Source organism: Planotetraspora sp. GP83, from assembly GCF_041262585.1.
Lineage (GTDB): Bacteria > Actinomycetota > Actinomycetes > Streptosporangiales > Streptosporangiaceae > JAOEGB01.
Genome location: NZ_JBGCBZ010000012.1, coordinates 48,662 through 67,016 on the forward strand (window position 1 = coordinate 48,662; position 18,355 = coordinate 67,016).

13 protein-coding genes are annotated in these 18,355 nt (G+C 69.9%); 4 read left to right on the top strand and 9 right to left on the bottom strand.

Annotation, left to right across the window (positions count from 1 at the left end):
* The first annotated feature begins 149 nt into the window (after positions 1 to 149).
* From ABH927_RS18275 to dacB, 3 genes are all read left to right on the top strand, one after another.
* A complete protein-coding gene (locus ABH927_RS18275; RefSeq protein WP_370023033.1) occupies positions 150 to 953 on the top strand; it encodes a CAP domain-containing protein in 804 nt (267 codons plus the stop codon).
* 147 nt (positions 954 to 1,100) lie between these two features.
* Complete coding sequence (locus ABH927_RS18280) at positions 1,101 to 1,634, top strand: FHA domain-containing protein (RefSeq protein ID WP_370023035.1); 534 nt, start codon at positions 1,101 to 1,103, stop codon at positions 1,632 to 1,634.
* 243 nt (positions 1,635 to 1,877) lie between these two features.
* Positions 1,878 to 3,413 (top strand): D-alanyl-D-alanine carboxypeptidase/D-alanyl-D-alanine-endopeptidase, encoded by a 1,536-nt coding sequence (dacB, locus tag ABH927_RS18285; protein ID WP_370023037.1) that lies wholly within the window; start codon positions 1,878 to 1,880, stop codon positions 3,411 to 3,413.
* Between the two features lie 97 nt (positions 3,414 to 3,510).
* Here the strand turns inward: dacB and ilvC are convergent, their stop codons facing one another.
* The 5 genes from ilvC to ABH927_RS18310 form a co-directional block, all read right to left on the bottom strand.
* Complete coding sequence (gene ilvC / locus ABH927_RS18290; protein ID WP_370023039.1) at positions 3,511 to 4,557, bottom strand: ketol-acid reductoisomerase; 1,047 nt, start codon at positions 4,555 to 4,557, stop codon at positions 3,511 to 3,513.
* A gap of 26 nt (positions 4,558 to 4,583) precedes the next feature.
* On the bottom strand, positions 4,584 to 5,108 hold the full coding sequence (gene ilvN, locus ABH927_RS18295) for an acetolactate synthase small subunit (RefSeq protein WP_370023041.1): 525 nt from the start codon (positions 5,106 to 5,108) through the stop codon (positions 4,584 to 4,586).
* Between the two features lie 40 nt (positions 5,109 to 5,148).
* Complete coding sequence (locus tag ABH927_RS18300) at positions 5,149 to 6,948, bottom strand: acetolactate synthase large subunit (protein ID WP_370023340.1); 1,800 nt, start codon at positions 6,946 to 6,948, stop codon at positions 5,149 to 5,151.
* A 324-nt stretch (positions 6,949 to 7,272) separates the two neighbouring features.
* A complete protein-coding gene (locus tag ABH927_RS18305; RefSeq protein WP_407072833.1) occupies positions 7,273 to 9,909 on the bottom strand; it encodes a putative bifunctional diguanylate cyclase/phosphodiesterase in 2,637 nt (878 codons plus the stop codon).
* Positions 9,910 to 10,412: 503 nt separating this feature from the next.
* On the bottom strand, positions 10,413 to 11,345 hold the full coding sequence (locus ABH927_RS18310; protein WP_370023045.1) for a 2-hydroxyacid dehydrogenase: 933 nt from the start codon (positions 11,343 to 11,345) through the stop codon (positions 10,413 to 10,415).
* 107 nt (positions 11,346 to 11,452) lie between these two features.
* On the opposite strand from ABH927_RS18310, the gene ABH927_RS18315 reads away from it, so the two are divergent.
* Positions 11,453 to 12,655, top strand: a complete 1,203-nt coding sequence (locus ABH927_RS18315) for a sorbosone dehydrogenase family protein (protein WP_370023047.1) — start codon at positions 11,453 to 11,455, stop codon at positions 12,653 to 12,655.
* 165 nt (positions 12,656 to 12,820) lie between these two features.
* Here ABH927_RS18315 and ABH927_RS18320 read toward each other — a convergent pair whose 3' ends face one another.
* The 4 genes from ABH927_RS18320 to ABH927_RS18335 all read right to left on the bottom strand — a co-directional run bounded on the left by ABH927_RS18320 (position 12,821) and on the right by ABH927_RS18335 (position 18,346).
* The gene (locus ABH927_RS18320; RefSeq protein ID WP_370023049.1) at positions 12,821 to 14,770 is read right to left on the bottom strand and encodes a VanW family protein; all 1,950 of its coding nucleotides are present in this window, start codon (positions 14,768 to 14,770) and stop codon (positions 12,821 to 12,823) included.
* 308 nt (positions 14,771 to 15,078) lie between these two features.
* Positions 15,079 to 16,587, bottom strand: coding sequence for an Asp-tRNA(Asn)/Glu-tRNA(Gln) amidotransferase subunit GatB (gene gatB / locus ABH927_RS18325; RefSeq protein ID WP_370023051.1), 1,509 nt, complete (start codon positions 16,585 to 16,587; stop codon positions 15,079 to 15,081).
* On the bottom strand, positions 16,584 to 17,174 hold the full coding sequence (locus ABH927_RS18330) for a hypothetical protein (RefSeq protein ID WP_370023053.1): 591 nt from the start codon (positions 17,172 to 17,174) through the stop codon (positions 16,584 to 16,586). Before ABH927_RS18330 ends, gatB begins: the two co-directional genes overlap by 4 nt.
* Positions 17,171 to 18,346, bottom strand: coding sequence for an AAA family ATPase (locus ABH927_RS18335; RefSeq protein WP_370023055.1), 1,176 nt, complete (start codon positions 18,344 to 18,346; stop codon positions 17,171 to 17,173). Before ABH927_RS18335 ends, ABH927_RS18330 begins: the two co-directional genes overlap by 4 nt.
* Positions 18,347 to 18,355 lie beyond the last annotated feature (9 nt).

Sequence of the window (18,355 nt, forward strand, 5' to 3'; positions counted from 1 at the left end):
CAACATGAATCTGTTGCGGGTGTGACTGGTGAGGCTGAAGTGAAGGTAGATCTTTACGAGCAAAGAGTGATTTATTCGGACATTTGATGTCCAGGCGGACCATAATGACGATTTCCATCCAGCGTCCCAACCCCCCTGGAGGAGAGATCGTGAACAGAGCACTCGGAGCTGTCCTGTGCCTCGGGAGCCTCGCGGCGATCGGTGCCCCCACCGTCCCGGCCCTGGCCGAGAGCCAGGTCGAGAGCCAGGTAAAGACGCAGAACGCGGTCTGCCGCGTCGCCGCGGCCAAGCCGTACGTCGCCTCTGACGGGAAGATCAACGCCGCCGGGTCCCGGGCCGGCTGCATTGGCAAGGCGACGTTCCGCGTCCGCGTCTGGAAGGCCCAGCCGGGCCCCGACCGGGTCGTGAAGAGCGGCGCCAAGGCGGTCCAGAACGGGCGGGTCACGCTGAACCTCCGCTGCGCCGGCGGCACGTTCTACACCGTCGCCACCGACTACCACGGCCACACGTCGAAGTCGAAGGCCATCCGCCTGACCTGCGACACGGCGGCGACGGCGAAGAGCGGCGTCGGCACGGCACTGGAGAACGAGGTGGTGCGCCTCACCAACGTCGAGCGGGCGAAGGCCGGCTGCGGCCCGCTGAAGCACGAGGCCAAGCTCCGCGCCGCGGCCTACGGCCACTCGGCCGACATGTCCGCCAAGAACTACTTCGACCACACCTCCGCGGACGGCCGCACGATGAAGGACCGCATCGAGGCGGCCGGCTACACCTCCTGGAAGGCACTCGGGGAGAACATCGCCAAGGGCTACGGCACCGCGGCCTCCGTCGTCCAGGGCTGGATGAACAGCCCAGGGCACCGGCAGAACATCCTCAACTGCGCCTACACCGACATCGGTGTGGGATACGTCAAGGCCGGCGGGCCGTACTGGACGCAGGACTTCGGCAAGCACTAGGAACTCGTAGTGGGGAGCGGACCGGCGGCGCGATTAGGCGGAGAATCGTAAAGAACAGGACCCTCGCGGGACCGGCAAGGTCCGGAAAAGGGAGGGAATGCGATGGTCTTCTGGACACCTCGCGTTACTCCGTCGGATACTCCAATCATGAGCTCTCCCCCGGTTCGCGCCTCGGACGGGGATCGCGAGCGCGCCCTCAACGAGCTCCGCGACCGCGCCGCCGAGGGGCGCCTGTCGATGGACACCTTCGTCGGCCGAGTCGACATGGCGCTGCGCGCGCGTAGCCGCAGCGAGCTGGACGAGCTGATCTCCGATCTCCCGCATCGCGGGCGCTGGCGCAGGCGGATCACCGAGGCCGTCGCCTCGGTGTCCGACCTCACCAGCCGGATCGAGACCGCCTGGCGCCGACCGCGCCTCCCCCGGCTGGCGCTGCCGGTCGACAGCCGGATCCGCTACGTCGTGGGCCGGGGCTCGGCGTGCGACCTTGTGCTGGCGGACCTCACGGTCTCCAGAGTCCACGCCGAGCTGCGGCGCGAGAACGACTCCTGGCTGCTCGTCGATCTGGGCTCGATGAACGGGACGAGGCTGAACGGCTGGCGCCTGGTCGGCCCCGCGCGGGTGCGGGCCGGCGACGAGGTGTCCTTCGGCGACTGCGCGTTCCTGATTTCGGCCTCCGCCTGAGCGCGGCCCTGCGCTCCTGATCTCGGCACCCGCCTCACCGCGGCCTCGCGCTCCTGATCTCGGTACCCGCCTGAGCGTGGTGTCCTGACGCCGCGCGCGGCCAGGCGGGGTTCCTCTGGGTATACCGGACAAATGCGCAAATTTCCGTTGTGATGCGCCGCCGCGAGCCACGCTCGCGGCATGCCACTCATCCGGAAGCTCATCCGGGAGCCGACAGTGCGGTTATCACGAAGAATTCCGATCATGCTGGCCGGCGCGGTGTTGGTGGCGGGAGTCGCGGGCCCTGGCATTCCGGCCGGCGCTCGCGACGCCGCGCCCGGCGTCGCCGACCTCACTCACGATATCGACCAGATCCTCAGCGATCCCCGCCTCACGGCCGCGCGCGTGGGCGTGGTCGTGAAGAGCGCCGCGACCGGCGAGGACCTGTACGCCGTGGACGCGGACAAGCTGTTCACGCCCGCCTCCAACAACAAGCTGCTCACCTCGGCGGCCGCCGTGGAGACGCTGGGGCCGGACCACCGGTTCCGCACCCAGGTCCTCGCCACGTCGAGGTCCGGGGCGAGGTCTGGGGCGAGGGTCACCGGCGACCTGGTCCTGAAGGGCACGGGCGATCCGACCATGCTCGCCGCCGACTACGACGCGCTGGCCGCCAAGGTCGCCGCGGAAGGGATCACCGTGGTCAGGGGACGTCTGGTCGCCGACGACACCTGGTTCGACGACGTACGGCTCGGCGCCGACTGGACCTGGGACGACGAGCCGTACAACTACGCGGGCCAGATCTCGGCGCTGACCGCGTCACCCGACACCGACTACGACGCCGGATCGGTGAAGGTCACGGTGACACCGGGCGACACCCAGGGCGGCCGTGCCGAGGTGTCCGTCACGCCGGAGACCGACTACGTGAAGATCGTGAACAGGGCGGTCACCGGCACGAGCACCGACGTGAAGGTCAATCGGGAACACGGCACCAACACGATCGTGGTCACGGGGACCGTGGCCGACCGCCACGACGAGTGGATGTCGGTGTGGGACCCCACGCTCTACGCGGCGTCGCTGTTCCGCGAGCGCCTGGCGAACCACGGCGTCCGCGTCCTTGGCCCGACCGTGCGCGGGGCCGCGCCGGAAGGGGCGACGGCGCTGGCCACCCACGAGTCCATCCCGCTGAGCCGCCTGCTGGTGCCGTTCATGAAGCTGAGCAACAACATGCACGCCGAGATCCTGACCAAGACGATGGGGCGCAAGGTCTCCGGGCAGGGCACCTGGGCCGCCGGGCTGGCCGTCACCGAGGCGTTCGCCAGGGCCAACGGCGTCGATACGCTGCGGCTCCGGGACGGCTCCGGACTCTCCCGCGCCGACGGCCTCACGCCCGCGGGCCTCACGTCACTGCTGGTCGCCCTGCGGAGCAAGCCGTGGTTCAGGACGTGGTACGGCTCGCTGCCCGTCGCGGGCGACCCCGACCGGATCACCGGAGGCACCCTCCGCAGCAGGATGCGCGACACTCCGGCGGCGGGCAACGTTCACGCCAAGACCGGCACGCTCACCGGCGTCACCGCGCTGTCGGGCTACGTGAGAAGCGCCGACGGCGAGCCGCTGGTCTTCTCGATCCTGGCGAACAACTTCCTGTCGGAGGATCCGCCCAAGGACCTGGAGGACCGGATCGCCGTACGGCTCGCCCAGTTCAGGCGGTCGGCCCCCGTGGACGGGGCCGCGGTGATCCTCATGGGAGCCCCGCCGACCGGCGGCCTGGAGTGCTCCTGGCTCAAACCCGTGGGCTGCTGAGCCGTACACGCGGCTGATCAGACACCACCGGCTCCGTCCCCTGCTGAAGGGCGGCGGAGCCGGTAATGATGATCGATCTGGAGCAGCCTGCTATGGACTACTTCTCCTTGAGCCAGCTCATCATCGGGCGGAGCTTGGCGCCGGTCTGCTCGATCGGATGTCCGGCCAGTTCCTCGCGGTACTTGTTGAAGTTGCCCTGGCCGGAGTCGAACTCCTCGACCAGCTCGCGGGCGAAGCGGCCGTCCTGGACCTCGTCCAGGATGCGGCGCATCTCCTTCTTGGTCTCGGCGTTGACCACGCGCGGGCCACGGGTGTAGCCGCCGTACTCGGCGGTGTCGGAGACCGACCAGTACATCTTGGAGATGCCGCCCTCGTACATCAGGTCCACGATCAGCTTCATCTCGTGGAGGCACTCGAAGTAGGCGACCTCGGGCTGGTAGCCCGCCTCGATCAGCGTCTCGAACCCGGCCTTGATCAGCTCCGACACGCCGCCGCAGAGCACGGCCTGCTCGCCGAACAGGTCGGTCTCGGTCTCCTCGGTGAAGGTCGTCTTCAGCGCGCCGGCGCGGGTGCCGCCGATGCCCTTGGCGTACGACAGGACCAGCGGCCAGGCGTTGCCCGTGGCGTCGCGCTCGACGGCGACGAGACAGGGCACGCCGCGGCCCGCGGCGTACTGGCGGCGGACGAGGTGGCCGGGGCCCTTGGGCGCCACCATCGCGACGTCCACGCCCTCCGGCGCCTCGATCAGGCCGTACCGGATGTTGAGGCCGTGGCCGAAGAACAGCGCGTCACCCTCGACGAGGTTCGGCTGGACGTGCTCCGCGTAGAGGTGCCGCTGGATGTGGTCCGGCGCGAGGATCATCGTCAGGTCGGCCTCTTCGACGGCCTCCGAAGGCGACAGCACGCGAAGACCGTCGGCCTCGGCCTTCTCCCTGCTCTTGGAGCCCTCGGGCAGGCCGACCCGGACGTCCACGCCGGAGTCGCGCAGGCTCAGGGCGTGGGCGTGCCCCTGGCTGCCGTACCCCAGGACGGCCACGTGCCGCCCCTGGATGACCGACAGGTCGGCGTCGTCGTCGTAGAAGATCTCAGTCACATGCTTGCCTTTCGGAATCGGTTGGTCGCGCTCGCTCGGGGTGCTCGACATCGCGTACGGCCGTGCGGGCCGTACGGCTAGGCGATGCGGTCGAGTGCCCGCAGCGAGCGGTCGGTGATGGAACGGGCGCCGCGGCCGATGGCCACCATGCCCGACTGCACGAGCTCCTTTATGCCATACGGCTCCAGCACCCTGACGAACGCCTCCAGCTTGTCCGTCGTGCCGGTGACCTCGATCGTCACCGCGTCCGGGGCGACGTCGACGCAGCGGGCGCGGAACAGGTTGACCAGCTCCAGGACGTGCGACCGGCTCTCGGCGTCGGTCCTGACCTTGATCAGCATCAGCTCGCGCTGCACCGACTGGCTGTTGTCCAGCTCCACGATCTTGAGGACGTTGACCAGCTTGTTGAGCTGCTTGGTCACCTGCTCCAGCGGGAGCTCCTCCACGTTGACCACGATGGTCATCCGCGAGATGTCGTCGTGCTCGGTCGGCCCGACGGCCAGCGAGTCGATGTTGAACCCGCGGCGGCTGAACAGCGCCGCGACCCGGGCCAGGACACCCGGCTTGTTCTCCACCAAAACGGACAGCGTATGACGGCTCATGCGGCCCTCCCCTTGGCGCAGCTGCAGTTGCTCCGCTCGGTCATTCTTCGCTCTCCCACTTCGGCGCCATGTCGCGGGCGTACTTGATGTCGTCGTTGCTGGTGCCGGCCGCGACCATCGGCCAGACCATCGCGTCCTGGTGAACGACGAAGTCGATCACCACCGGGGCGTCGTTGATCTCCATGGCCTTGCGGATGGTGGCGTCGACGTCCTCCGGCCGCTCGCACCGCAGGCCGACGCACCCATATGCCTCGGCCAGCTTCACGAAGTCCGGAATCCGCTTGACCCTGTTCAGGTCGCTGTTGGAGTACCGCTCGTCGTAGAACAGCGTCTGCCACTGCCTGATCATGCCGAGGTTACCGTTGTTGATGACCGCCACCTTGATGGGCACGCCCTCGATGGCGCAGGTGGCCAGCTCCTGGTTGGTCATCTGGAAGCAGCCGTCGCCGTCGATGCACCACACCGGGGTGTCCGGCCGGCCCATCTTGGCGCCCATCGCGGCCGGGACGGCGAAGCCCATCGTCCCCGCGCCGCCCGAGTTGATGAACGTCCCCGGCTTCTCGTAGCCGATGAACTGCGCCGCCCACATCTGGTGCTGGCCGACGCCCGCGGTGTAGATCGCGTCCGGGCCGACGAGCGCGCTCAGCCGCTCCATGACGTACTGCGGGGCCAGGGAGCCGTCCTCGTACTGGTCGTAGCCCAGCGGGTAGGTCTCCTTGTAGCTGTTGAGGACCCGCCACCAGTCGGCGTAGTCGCCCTTGCGGCCCTCGTTGTGCTCGTTGCGCACCGCGTTGACCAGGTCACCGAGCACCTCGCGGCAGTCGCCCACGATCGGCACGTCCGCGTGGCGGTTCTTGGAGATTTCCGCCGGGTCGATGTCGGCGTGGATGACCTTGGCGTTCGGCGCGAAGCTGGACAGCTGGCCGGTCACGCGGTCGTCGAACCGAGTGCCGAGCGCGATCAGCAGATCCGAGCGCTGCAGGGTCCCGACCGCCGAGACGCTGCCGTGCATGCCCGGCATGCCCATGTGCTGCGGGTGGCTGTCGGGGAACGTGCCGCGCGCCATCAGCGTGGTCACGACCGGGATGCCCGTCAGCTCGGCCAGTTCGAGCAGCTCCGCCGAGGCGCGCGCCTTGTGCACGCCGCCGCCGACGTAGAGGACCGGCCTCCGGGCCTCGATCATCAGCTTGGCGGCCTCGCGGATCTGCTTGGAATGCGGCCGGGTCACCGGCCGGTAGCCGGGAAGCTGCATGACCGGCGGCCAGGAGAACGTGGTCATCGTCTGGAGCGCGTCCTTGGCGATGTCCACCAGCACAGGGCCGGGGCGGCCCGTGGACGCGATGTGAAACGCCTCGGCGATGATCCGGGGAATGTCGTCGGCGTGGGTCACCAGGAAGTTGTGCTTGGTGATCGGCATCGTGATGCCGGAGATGTCCGCCTCCTGGAAGGCGTCCGTCCCGATCAGCGGAGTCGACACCTGCCCGGTGATCGCGACGATCGGCACCGAGTCCATGTACGCGTCGGCGATCGGCGTGACCAGGTTCGTCGCCCCCGGGCCGCTGGTCGCCATGCACACCCCGACCTTGCCCGTGGCCTGCGCGTACCCCTCGGCGGCGTGGCCTGCGCCCTGCTCGTGCCGTACAAGCACGTGCCGGACCTTGGTCGAGTCGTAGAGGGGATCGTAGGCGGGGAGAATCGCGCCGCCCGGGATCCCGAACACCGTGTCGACCCCGACGTGCTCCAGTGCCCTCACGAGGGCCTGAGCACCTGTCATCTGTTCGGTCATCGGCTCGTTCCTTGTGGCTGAGCTGTCTGCTGGGTGTCTGCTGGCATAAAAAATGCCCCGTCCGCTGAGCGGAGCTGGGGCGCGCGCAGGACCGAGTGCTTCGTCAGGCTGCGCGCCTGCGAAGTACTACGAGGATCCCATCGCCATGCATTGCTACACCATGTCCGATCGACAGCCCCCGCGTCAAATCATCTGGGATAGCCATCTCACCATCCGGACAGTGTTTGATTGCCGCGCCGGCGGCGCGGCGGGCTCGTGCATGATCACGATGGACGTCGGTGCAGTCCGGAGGAATTCCCGGGAAGCTGTGCGTGATCACGCTGGGAGTCGGTTCAGCCCAGACGTGCTGTCGGGGAACCCGCGCATGATCACCACAAATTAGGCGGTGTTCTGGAGGGTGGTGCGCATGAGGGAGTCGACTCCTCGGGCGGCCATGGGGCGGGCGACGAGGTAGCCCTGGCCCCTCGTGCAACCCATCTCGCGCAGGAGCTCCAGTTGCTCGGGACGCTCGATGCCCTCGGCGACGACGATCAGGCCGAGGTCGTGGCCGAGCCGTACGATCGTGCGGGTCAGCAGGGTGAGGGTCTCGTCACGGCCGAGTCCGGAGACGAACGACGGGTCGATCTTGATCATGTCGACCGGGAGCTGGCGGAGGAAGGCCAGCGACGCGTAGCCGGTGCCGAAGTCGTCGATGGCCAGCCGTACGCCGAGGGCTCGCAGCTCCGAGAGCTTGGCGATCGTGTCGTCGGCGTCCTCGACCAGCATCTCCTCGATCACTTCGAGGGTCAGCGCGCTCGCGGGCAGCCCGCTCTCGGCCAGCGCCTCGGACACGGTCTCGACGAACCGGGGCGCGGTGATCTGGCGGGCGGACAGGTTGAGCGACAGGCCGATGTCCCATGACGAGGCCCGCCAGGCGGCCACCTCCTGGCACGCCTCCCGGAGGATCCACTCGCTCAGCGGCACGATCAGCCCCGTGTCCTCCGCCGGGCCGAGGAACTGCTCCGGCGGCACGAACGTGCTGCCCCGCCACCACCGGACCAGCGCCTCGACCGCCGTGACGCGGGAGGTGGCCAGGTCGACCACGGGCTGATACTCGACGGTGAACTGGTTCTCCAGCAGCGCGCGTTGCAGGTCCGCGGCGATCTCCAGGCGGCGCACGACATCGGCGTGCATGTGGGTGGCGAAGACCTCGACCCGGCGTCCGCCCAGCTCCTTGGCGCGCGACATCGCGACATCGGCGTTGCGCAGGAGGTCTCCCGCGGGCAGGCCGTCCTCCGCGAAGGCCACGCCCACGCTGGCCGTGAGGGCCATGTCCCGATCGGCGACGCGGAACGGCTCGGACGACACCGCGCGGACCAGCCGTTCCGCCAGGTCGATGGCGGTCTGCGCGTCGGCGCCGCTGGACACGCCGCCCTCCAGCAGCACCGCGAACTCGTCCCCACCCCACCGGGCCAGCGTGTCGTCGGCCCGTACGGCGGAGCGCAGCCTGCGGGCGGCCTGACCGAGCAGGTAGTCGCCGCTGGCATGGCCGACCGAGTCGTTGACCCCGGTGAAGCCGTCGAGGTCGAGGAAGATCACCGCGGTGCGGCCGGCGCTCCGCCGGGCGAGCACCTCCCGGGCGCGCTCCTCGAAGTAGGCCCGGTTGGGCAGCCCGGTCACCCCGTCGTGGAAGGTCAGGTGGGTGACCTGGTTCCGCAGGGCCACCTGGTCGGTCATGTCCCGGACGCTGACGAGGATGAGGTCCTCGCCGCGGACGTGGCGGGTGGCGACCGACTCGGTGGGCCGCCACGTGCCGTCGGCCGCGCGGACGCGGCAGGCGATCCGGCAACTCGCGTGGATCTCCGACACGTCCTCGTCGGCGGCGGCGATCCTGCGCAGCAGCGCATGGATGCCCGGAACGTCTTCGGGGTGGATGTAGTCGAAGATCGGGTGTCCGGCGAGATCGCCGGGGCGGTAGCCGTACGTCGCGTCGACCCCGGCGCCGATCTCGCGGATCACGCCGTCGAGGTCGCAGACCAGCACGACGTCGCCCGTGTTCTCGGCGAGCTGGCGGAGCTGCTGCTCGCCGACGTCGACGAGGCGGCGCATCCCCGCGGTCTCCACGAGCAGCACGAACAGCCGCCCGAGCAGCACGAGGACGACGGAGGCGGCGACGACGGGCATGGCGGGGTCGTGGCTCCCGGCGATCGCGTGGAGGGTCACGACGACCGTGGCGACGGCCGCCAGGACGAGCGGCGTGGCCGCCGTGAGCGCCGCGGGCAGTGGTTTCCAGGCCCGGCGCTCCTCGACCCATGGGGTGACGGCGAGCACGAGGAACGCTGCCGGGGCGACGAGGACGGCCGCCAGAGGCGGCGTGTCGCCGCTGAGCCGGGCGAGCGCCGTGGCCACCTCGGCCACGGTTATCGCGCTGAGCACCCCCACACCGGCCAGGCCCACCGTGCGGCTGCCCGATCGGGACGCGGCGACGGCGGGCGCCACGGCGCAGGCCGCGAGCAGGCAGACGACCGGCAGCGCCAGCGTGGAGAAGAAGGCGGCGGGCTCCTCCGCCTTCCGGAAGGCCGGGCCCAGCAGGGCCACCCACGCCACCACGAAGATCGACGCGGCGCCCACATAGGCGTCGGTGGCCTGCCGGAACACGCCACGGCTGTACGCCGGGGGTTTCACGGACAGGCCGCAGCCGATCGCGAGCAGGATGGAGCCGACGAGCAGCAGCAGGTCGGCGAAGGTCAGCACGAACGGGGTGCCGTCCGCCACGGGACGGACGCCGACGCCGAGAAGCCAGGTCAGCGAGCCTCCGGCCAGCCAACGCCAGGCGGCCGGCTGCCGCCGGTGCCCCGGCGCGACCCGAGAGGCCGCCGCGATCAGCGAGACGGACGCGAGAAGACCCGTGACGACTCCGGCGATGGCCGCGAGCGCGGAGGACGAGCCTCCCGTAATCAGGGCAGCGAGGACCCCCGCCACGCCGAGCCCGGCTGTGGCGGTGAGCGAGACCCTCGGGTCACGCCTGCCTTTCACGCGTGTCGCCTCTGTACCTGGAGCCGCGGCGTCCGTCGCGGCTCTGTCCGGAGCCGCCGTCCCGGTTGCCGCCGTGCTCGTTGCCGCTGTGTCGGTTGTGGTCATGCCGGTCGGTGTCTCTGTGGCCGGCGTGCCGCTCATGTTCGGGTCCGTTCCGGATATGGCGGGAGCCGCTATATCCGGCACCGGTCCGTCTGGTACGGCGGAGCCTGCCGGAACCCTGCCGGGACATGGAGTCGCCTCAGCTTCGTCGCGCCCGGTAGGGGGTGATGTCACGGCCCCTCCCGTCCCCGACTCGGCTTTACTCTCCCTGTCACATGGCAAGTCTGCGCACAGACGGTGATCGAGAGGGCGACAACCGCGGAGTCGTCACCGATCTGATAACCAGCCATGCACGGATGAGGTTCACCGTACGCACCCCAGGTCACGGGGCAGCCACGTTCCGGAATCCTTAATGGAGCAGTCAGGCCCGCGGTCAAGCCGCCGCCCGTCGCCGGGAGCGGTCAGTAGTGGCCGATGATCATGTTAGCGAGTCGCTGACCGGTCAGGTACCGGAAGATCTGCGCTCGGACAAGCTCGCGGGTGCGCCGCAACGACGCGGGAGTGCTCCCGGCGACATGGGGGGTGATCAGAACCCCCGGGGCGGTCCACAGGGGATGACCCGGCGGCAGCGGCTCCGGCGCGGTGACGTCGAGGGCGGCCCGCAGCCGCCCGCTCTGGAGCTCGGCCACCAGCGCGCCGGTGTCGACGATCGAGCCGCGGGCGGCGTTCACGAGCACGGAGCCGTCCTTCATGGCGGCGAGGAACTTCGCGTCCACCAGGCCCGCCGTGTCCGCCGTGGCCGGAACGAGCAGGACCACCACGTCGGCCGATGGCAGCAGCCCGGGAAGCTCGTCCTGGCCGTGCACGTTCCCCCGGGCGGTCCTCGCCACCCGGACGATCTCCACCTCGAAACCGGCCAGCCGCCGCTCCACCGCCTCGCCGATCGAGCCGTACCCGACGATAAGCACGGTGGAGTCCGCGAGCACGCCGGTGTGGTGATAGGTCCACTCGCCTCGCGCCTGAGCGGCGGCGAAGCCGGGGAACTCCCGCAGCACAGCGATCATCGCGCCCACCGCCCACTCGGCGGTGCCCGCGTCGTGGACGCCCCGGGCGTTGCAGAGCACCGCGTTCTCGGGCACGTGCGGGCGGTACGGCTCCACCCCCGCGGTCACGGTCTGGAGCAGGCGCAAGCCGGTCATGCGACCGAGGATGGCCGCGAGATCCGGCACCGGCTGAAGAGGCGGAACCCAGATCTCGACCTCCTCGGGAGCGCCGGGCAGCGCCGTCTTGCCGTCGTATACCGCGAGCTCCAGTGCCGGGGCATCGTCCGGCAGCTCTTTGGGCAAATCGGACAGTGCGTCCGCGATGTCCTGCGAGGCGACCCAGATCTTCACGAGAACCAACCTAGGGAACCTCCCTGGCCGAAGGCGAGTATGAGAAGCACGAGGAGGTCACGGACATGGTCGCAATAGGCCAAATAGGGCGCTCTAGGCAGGCTCTGGTGACGGCCGTCACGCTCGCCCTGGTCGCGGTGCCGGCGTGCTCGGCCACCCAGGCGACCGTCGCGAACGGCGGGAACACCCCCGCGACCGTCGCGAACGACGGAAACACCTCCGCCACCGTGCGGGGCGGCGGGAACACTCCGGCGACCGTGCGGGGCGGCGGGAACACTCCGGCGACCGTGCGGGGCGGCGGGGACACCCCGGCTCCGCTGCCCAGCACGACCGCGGAGCCCCCTGGGCGACCGCGGACGCTGGTGACGGAGCTGGCGGTGCCGTGGGCCATCGCGTTCCTGCCTGACGGCGACGCGCTCGTGACGGAGCGGGACTCGGCGCGGCTGCTGCGCGTCACGCCCCAGGGACGCGCCTCCGAGACCGGTGTGATCCAGGGCGTCGCCCCCGGTGGCGAGGGCGGGCTCCTGGGCGTGGCCGTATCCCCGAAGTTCACGACTGATCACTACGTCTTCGTGTATTTCACGGCGGACGGCGACAACCGGGTGGTCCGGTACCGCTACGACGGCCGGCTCTCCGACCCCGTCCCGCTGGTCACGGACATCCCCAAAGGACGCATCCACAACGGCGGCCGCCTGGCGTTCGGCCCGGACGGCTTCCTTTACGCCTCGACCGGGGAGACCGGCCACGAGGAATTCGCCCAGGACCGCGACTCCCTCGGCGGCAAGATCCTGCGGATGACCGTGGACGGCAGGCCCGCCCCGGGCAACCCCTTCGGCACCCTCGTATGGACCTACGGCCACCGCAACGTCCAGGGCCTCGCCTGGGACGGCCGGGGCCACATGTACGCCACCGAGTTCGGCCAGAACACCTACGACGAGATCAACCTGATCGAGAAGGGCCACAACTACGGCTGGCCGGAGGTCGAGGGCATGGGCGGGGACCGGAGGTACACCGACCCACTGCTCACCTGGTCCACTGGCGAGGCCTCGCCGTCCGGGCTCGCGTACGCCGACGGCTCCCTTTGGGCCGCGGCGTTGCGGGGCGAGCGGCTCTGGCAGATCCCCCTGAGCGCGGACGGCGCCGTGGGCCGGCCTGTCGCCCGCTTCACCGGTCAGTACGGCAGGCTGCGCGCGGTCGCCACGGCTCCCGGCGGGACGCTGTGGGTCGGCACCAGCAACAGGGACGGCCGCGGATCACCCCGCCCGGGCGACGACCGCATCCTCCTCATCCCACCCCGCCCGGCGGCATGAGCACCCGCGCTCCGACGCGCATTGCCGTACGGCCCACGGGACCGCTCGGAGACCTACCGGCGTGAGCGCACGGGCCTCGGGCTTCGGGCTTCGGACTTCGGAGCCTCGGGCTTCGGAGCCTCGGGCTTCGCGGCTCGTCGGCGACGAGGGTTACTGAGCCGAAGGTTACTGAGCCGAGCAGACGACGGCTGCCTGAGGCTGATACACGGTCGTGAACGTCTGGCGGTCCACGACCTTGCCGTCACCCTGGAGGACCCGCGTCACCTCGGCGGTGAATCCAGGCTGCTCCGGCACCGGGACACACCCCTTGCCCCCGCCGTTCGCCGGCGGAAGATGCGTTAGCCGGGTTTTCACCGGCTCGCGGAGCTCCACGTCGTACCGCTTGGTGCTCCACAGGACGACCGTGAGCGAGGTGTCCGTGGCGGAGGCCTGGATCAGCACGCCATACGGCGAGTCGTTCTTCCACCGCAGGTCCGGTGCGGGATAGGAGACCGCCGCGTCCATGCCGGCCGGATACTGCGGCGCGTACACCTCTGGGGCCGTGTGCTCCACGTCCGCGAGCCCGGCGCGCATCACGGCGTTCAGCATCGTCGTGGCGACCTGCGACATCCCGGCCACGTCGGACCCGGCCTTCCCCCGGATCATGGTGGCGGTGACCCCGCCGGAGAACCCCGCGGCGGCGTCCCGCCTCCCCACGAACTCGTTGAACGAGAACGTCTCCCCCGGCCTGACCAGGTGGTTGTTCAGCGACCGGGCGGCGGCCTGGATGTTGGCCACCCGCGGCAGACAGCAGTCATAGGACGTCGTGAACCGGCCGGCTTCCTCCGTGATGCCCATCTTCAGCGCGTCCTCGTCGGTCACGGCCGGCTGTCCGTCGGTCAGGGTCACCGGCACCCTACGGCTCGGGCCTTCGAGGGCCGCGAGGACGTCCGAGGCCAGCCGGTCGGTGTCCACTCGCTTGCCGGGCCGGCCGTGGACCAGGCTGGGCCGGCCGCGCACGATGGCGAAACCGGCGTCGCGTGCCGCCTGCCCTGGATCGACGAGTTGCCGTTCCAGACCGGCCACCGCCTTGGCGGCGTCGAAGTGGGGCCGCAGGGCATGGCCGTCCGGCGCGAAGGTGAGGTTCTCGGCGATGGCGGCGGGAGGGATCTGCACCGACCTGGCGCCGTTGGTCAGCGTGATCGGCCCGGCGACCGCGTCCTTCGCCAAGGCCAGCGCGCGGTGCACCGCGCCCTTGGTCACCTGAGGGGCTTCCTTGACCATCGCGGCCACGACCATGACATCCGGGCTGAGGTACGCCTCCTGGATGTCGAGGGCGACGGCCGTCCGGTCGATCCTGTGTCCCGCCCTCGGGTAGATCGGCACAGGGGTCAGTCCCTTGAACGCGACGCCACCCTCCTGCGCCGGGTTCTCGAGGTAGGCGGCGACGTCCTTGGACACGGCCGCCGCGAGCTTCTCCCGATCGACCGAGATGACGGGCTTGATCTCACGGCCGCCGGTGAGCGAGGCCCACACGTCCCCGGGGCTCGGAAAGCCGCTGGAGGCCTGCCGTACGGTGGCTTCCACGTCGAGTTGCAGGCCGGCGTCCTCCGGGTTCACCGTCAGCCGGCGCGCCGCCTGCCGCACGATGATGGGCGCCCTCATCTGGCCGTACAACCTCTCGCGGAGGGTCAGCATCGCGTCCGCCGTGGTCCGCCCCCCGATGTCGACGCCGAGGACCGTGGTGCCGGACACCACCCGGCCGGCCATGGAGACGGCAGGCACGAGGTAGAGGGCGAGAAGCAGCACCGAGAGGATGATCAACGCGTAGCGGCCCGTGCGGCTCTTGGGTTCCGGTTCTGGATCGAAGGCGACGGCCGGCTCGTCCTTGACCGTCGTCTCCGCCATGGGCCATGGCTCCACGGGCCGAGGGGGCGGCGGCAGGCTGCTCTGGCGCGGGACGTGCGCCGCGGCGGGCGCCGGTTGGGGCGAGCGGTCACCGAAGATGTCGGCCGACACCCCGCGAGGAAGCGAGGCCGAGCCCGAACGCACCGGATGCTTCTTGGGCGGAGTGGGCGGAGGCACCGCCGCGAACGGATCCGTCGGCGGGTCGATGGACGCTCCGGCGTTCCGCACGCCTCGGTCTCCTCCGGCTCAAGGGCAACTCCGTTCAGTTAACCCTAAAGCAGCCCCCATTGGATATGTCACAAAACAACGACCTTTAAAAGCATCCAAACCGGCTGAACCCCTCGAAATCCCGAGCGTGATCATGCACAGGTTCCCGCGCGTGCCGCACGGCATGCGCAAAACGTGAGCCGTGATCATGCACGCTTTCCCACGCAAGCCGTACGGCGTGCGGAAACTTACGCCGTGATCATGCATGCGCGGGACCGTGACGGACGCGCGGGCGGATCCGGTGAAGATACGCGGCGGGGTTACGGGAATTACTCCGCCACGCCGAGCTTCTCGAGGATGAGCGCGCGGGCGCGGCCGGCGTCGGCCTTGCCGCGGCTGGCCTTCATCACGCCGCCCACGAGAGCGCCCGCGGCGGCGATCTTCCCGGACCGCACCTTGTCCGCCGCGTCGGCGTTGTCGGCCAGGACCTGGTCGATGATGGCCGACAGCTCGCCCTCGTCATTGACGATCCGCAGGCCGCGCTTCTCCACGACCTCGTCCGGCGTGCCCTCCCCGGCGAGCACGCCCTCCAGCACCTGGCGGGCGAGCTTGTCGTTCAGCGCACCCGAGGCCACCAGCTCGGTCACCCGGGCGACGTCAGCGGGCGCGATGGGCAGGTCCGCGAGAGCCGTACCGGACTCGTTGGCCCGGCGGGCCAGCTCGCCCATCCACCACTTCCGGGCGTCGGCCGCCGGAGCGCCGGCGGCCACGGTGGCCTCCACCAGCGAGAACGCGTCGGCGTTGTGCATCGCGGCCATGTCGAGGTCGGACACGCCCCACTCCGCCTGCAGACGCCTGCGCCGCACGGACGGCAGCTCCGGCAGCGCGGCCTTCAGCGAGGCCACCCACTCGCGGTCAGGGGCGATCGGCAGCAGGTCGGGCTCCGGGAAGTACCGATAGTCCTGCGCCTCCTCCTTCGACCGGCCGGACGTGGTGGTCCCGGTGTCCTCGTGGAAGTGGCGGGTCTCCTGGATGATCCGGCCGCCGTCGGCGAGGATGGCCGCCTGGCGCTCGATCTCGCCCCGGACGGCCCGCTCGACGCTGCGGAGAGAGTTGACGTTCTTGGTCTCGGTGCGGGTGCCCCACTCCGAGGATCCGCGCGGCATCAGGGAGACGTTGACGTCGCAGCGCAGAGAGCCCTCCTCCATCCGGACGTCGGAGACGCCGAGGGCGCGCATCAGCTCGCGCAGCTCCGTGACGTACGCGCGGGCGACCTCGGGCGCGAGCCGGTCGGTGCCCTCGATGGGCTTGGTGACGATCTCGACGAGCGGGATGCCGGCCCGGTTGTAGTCCACGATCGAGTAGTCGGCGCCGTGGATGCGGCCGGTCGCGCCGCCCACATGGGTGGACTTGCCGGTGTCCTCCTCCAGGTGGACCCGCTCGATCTCCACCCGGACCGTCTTGCCGTCCACCTCGACGTCCAGGTAGCCGTTGGTGCACAGCGGCTCGTCGTACTGGCTGATCTGGTAGTTCTTCGGCATGTCCGGATAGAAGTAGTTCTTCCGGGCGAAGCGGCACCACTCGGCGATCGAGCAGTTCAGCGCGAGACCGATCCTGATCGTGGACTCGATCGCCTGGGCGTTGGCCACCGGCAGCGAACCGGGCAGCGCCAGGCAGACGGGGCACACGTGGGTGTTCGGCGGTCCGCCGAACGTGGTCGGGCAGCCGCAGAACATCTTCGACTCCGTGCCGAGCTCGACGTGCGTCTCCAGCCCCAGCACCGGCTCGAAGCGCTCCAGCGCCTCGTCGTACGGCATGAGCGTCTCAGTGCTGCTCACAGGTAACCAAGTCCCTTCAAAGCGTTCCTCGCGTCTGCGACCCACTCCGCGTACGCGGGCACCTGGGCGAGAACGGCGAGGTCGATGTTTCGAGCGATGAAATCGAAATAGTCACGGACGGGCTTCCCACGCCGTGGAGCGACGTTGGCAAGGGCCCTCTTCGGGTCGGAGACCTTCTCCACGTCTCGGGGGCGATCCGGAAGCCGGTCGAGAGCGCTTCCGCTCAACCTGCCCCACACCGCTCGATCCGCCAGGAGCCAGGCCTCGGTCTCCCGGAGCGGCACCATGGGGATCACCGGCATCGGCAGCCGCGAATCACCGGCGATCCGGTCCGCCTTGTCGCGTTCCCTATGGTCATTGTGCACGAAGAGCAGGTGGCAGTCGGCCGCAAGCTCCGCCAGCGCGTCGACCACCCGCTCGTGATCGAGGATGGACCGGCACGCGGCGATTTCCGTGCCCTCGACGTCCACGGCGCACCGGGACGACTCAGTGGTCAGGTCGCGAAGCTGCCGGGAAATCACGATGCCGAGGAAGATCTCATCCGTCTCCCCCTCCGCGACGAGTCCGGGAACCAGTGGCCGGCTCATGAGGCCTGCCCCACCGCGCTGAGGTATTTGCGGACCTGCCTCGGCGACACGAAGGTGCCGGGCTCGCCCTCCGCTCGCACCGGCTTGGCCACGGTCACCCGCGAGATCCTGTCATTGTCGGGGTCGACGCGTACGGCGGTGTCGAGGAAGACCAGCGCGTCCGGCCGGAGCCGGTAGAGCTCGGAGACGACCACCGGAGAGTGGGTGGTCAGAATCACCTGCCGCAAGGGCTGGTCGACGCAGCCGGGATCGTTGAGATCGGTGACCCTGTGCTGGATCCTCCTGAGCAGCTCCGCCAGGCGGCTGGGGTGGAGGCCGTTCTCGATCTCCTCGATGAGCAGCACTCCCGCGTGGTCCGGGTCGTGCAGAGCGGCCAGCAGTGCGATCACCCGGAGGGTGCCGTCGGACAGCAGCGTGCTCGGCACGGGGCCCTGCCCGTCCGTATGGATCTCGAAGGTCCACTCCCGCCGCCGCTCGTCGAGCACGGGCTCGATCTTCAGGACATCGGGGATCAGCGCCACGAGGTCCACGAGGAGCTCCTCGATCGCCCCTCGCGCCGCCAACCGTCCGAGGACCGCGCCGAGATTGCTCCCATCCGCCCGGAGAGGCCCGTTGTCCGCCGCGGACGACCAGTCCCGCAGGCGCTCGGGGTCGGGCTGGTGCAGCCGCCAGGAGGCGAGCTCCGATTCCAGCAGCCGGATGTACCGCCGGGCATCGGCGTCCTCGACGGAGGACAGTATCCGGCGAAGCTCGGCCTGCGCCTCCTCCTGCTGGTCGGCCACCCATACCGGCAGTCCCGTGAGGGCGTTGACGGATGGCCCGTGAGTGAGACCGAGCGACTCAGGACCGCCGTCGTCCCCCAGTTCGGCACCGTTCCGGTACGAGGTGGCGAGGAGGCCACGCCCGAACTGGGTGAGAGCGTAGGCCCGGATCCCAAAACGGCTCACCGGCCGCCCCTTGCTCACCTGGTGGAACAGCTCGTGCGGCCGCCCGCGCCGGGAGGACAACAGGGGGTCGTCGCTGTCCCAGCCTGAGTGGGCCAGGTAGTACAGGGCGTCGAAGAGGTTCGACTTGCCGCTGGAGTTGGGGCCGACGAGGGCGAGGAACGGCGGCACGTCGAGCTTGAAGTCCAGGAAGGATTTGAAGCCGTCGATTTCGATGCGGGTGATCATGCCGCCGTT

What these genes read in the sequence shown, in the direction of transcription:
- ABH927_RS18280 (WP_370023035.1), top strand. Translation starts at nt 1,101, where the DNA reads ATGAGCTCTCCCCCGGTTCGCGCCTCGGACGGGGATCGCGAGCGCGCC.
- dacB (WP_370023037.1), top strand. Translation starts at nt 1,878, where the DNA reads ATGCTGGCCGGCGCGGTGTTGGTGGCGGGAGTCGCGGGCCCTGGCATT.
- ilvC (WP_370023039.1), bottom strand. Translation starts at nt 4,557, where the DNA reads ATGTCGAGCACCCCGAGCGAGCGCGACCAACCGATTCCGAAAGGCAAG.
- ilvN (WP_370023041.1), bottom strand. Translation starts at nt 5,108, where the DNA reads ATGAGCCGTCATACGCTGTCCGTTTTGGTGGAGAACAAGCCGGGTGTC.
- ABH927_RS18330 (WP_370023053.1), bottom strand. Translation starts at nt 17,174, where the DNA reads ATGAGCCGGCCACTGGTTCCCGGACTCGTCGCGGAGGGGGAGACGGAT.
- ABH927_RS18335 (WP_370023055.1), bottom strand. Translation starts at nt 18,346, where the DNA reads ATGATCACCCGCATCGAAATCGACGGCTTCAAATCCTTCCTGGACTTC.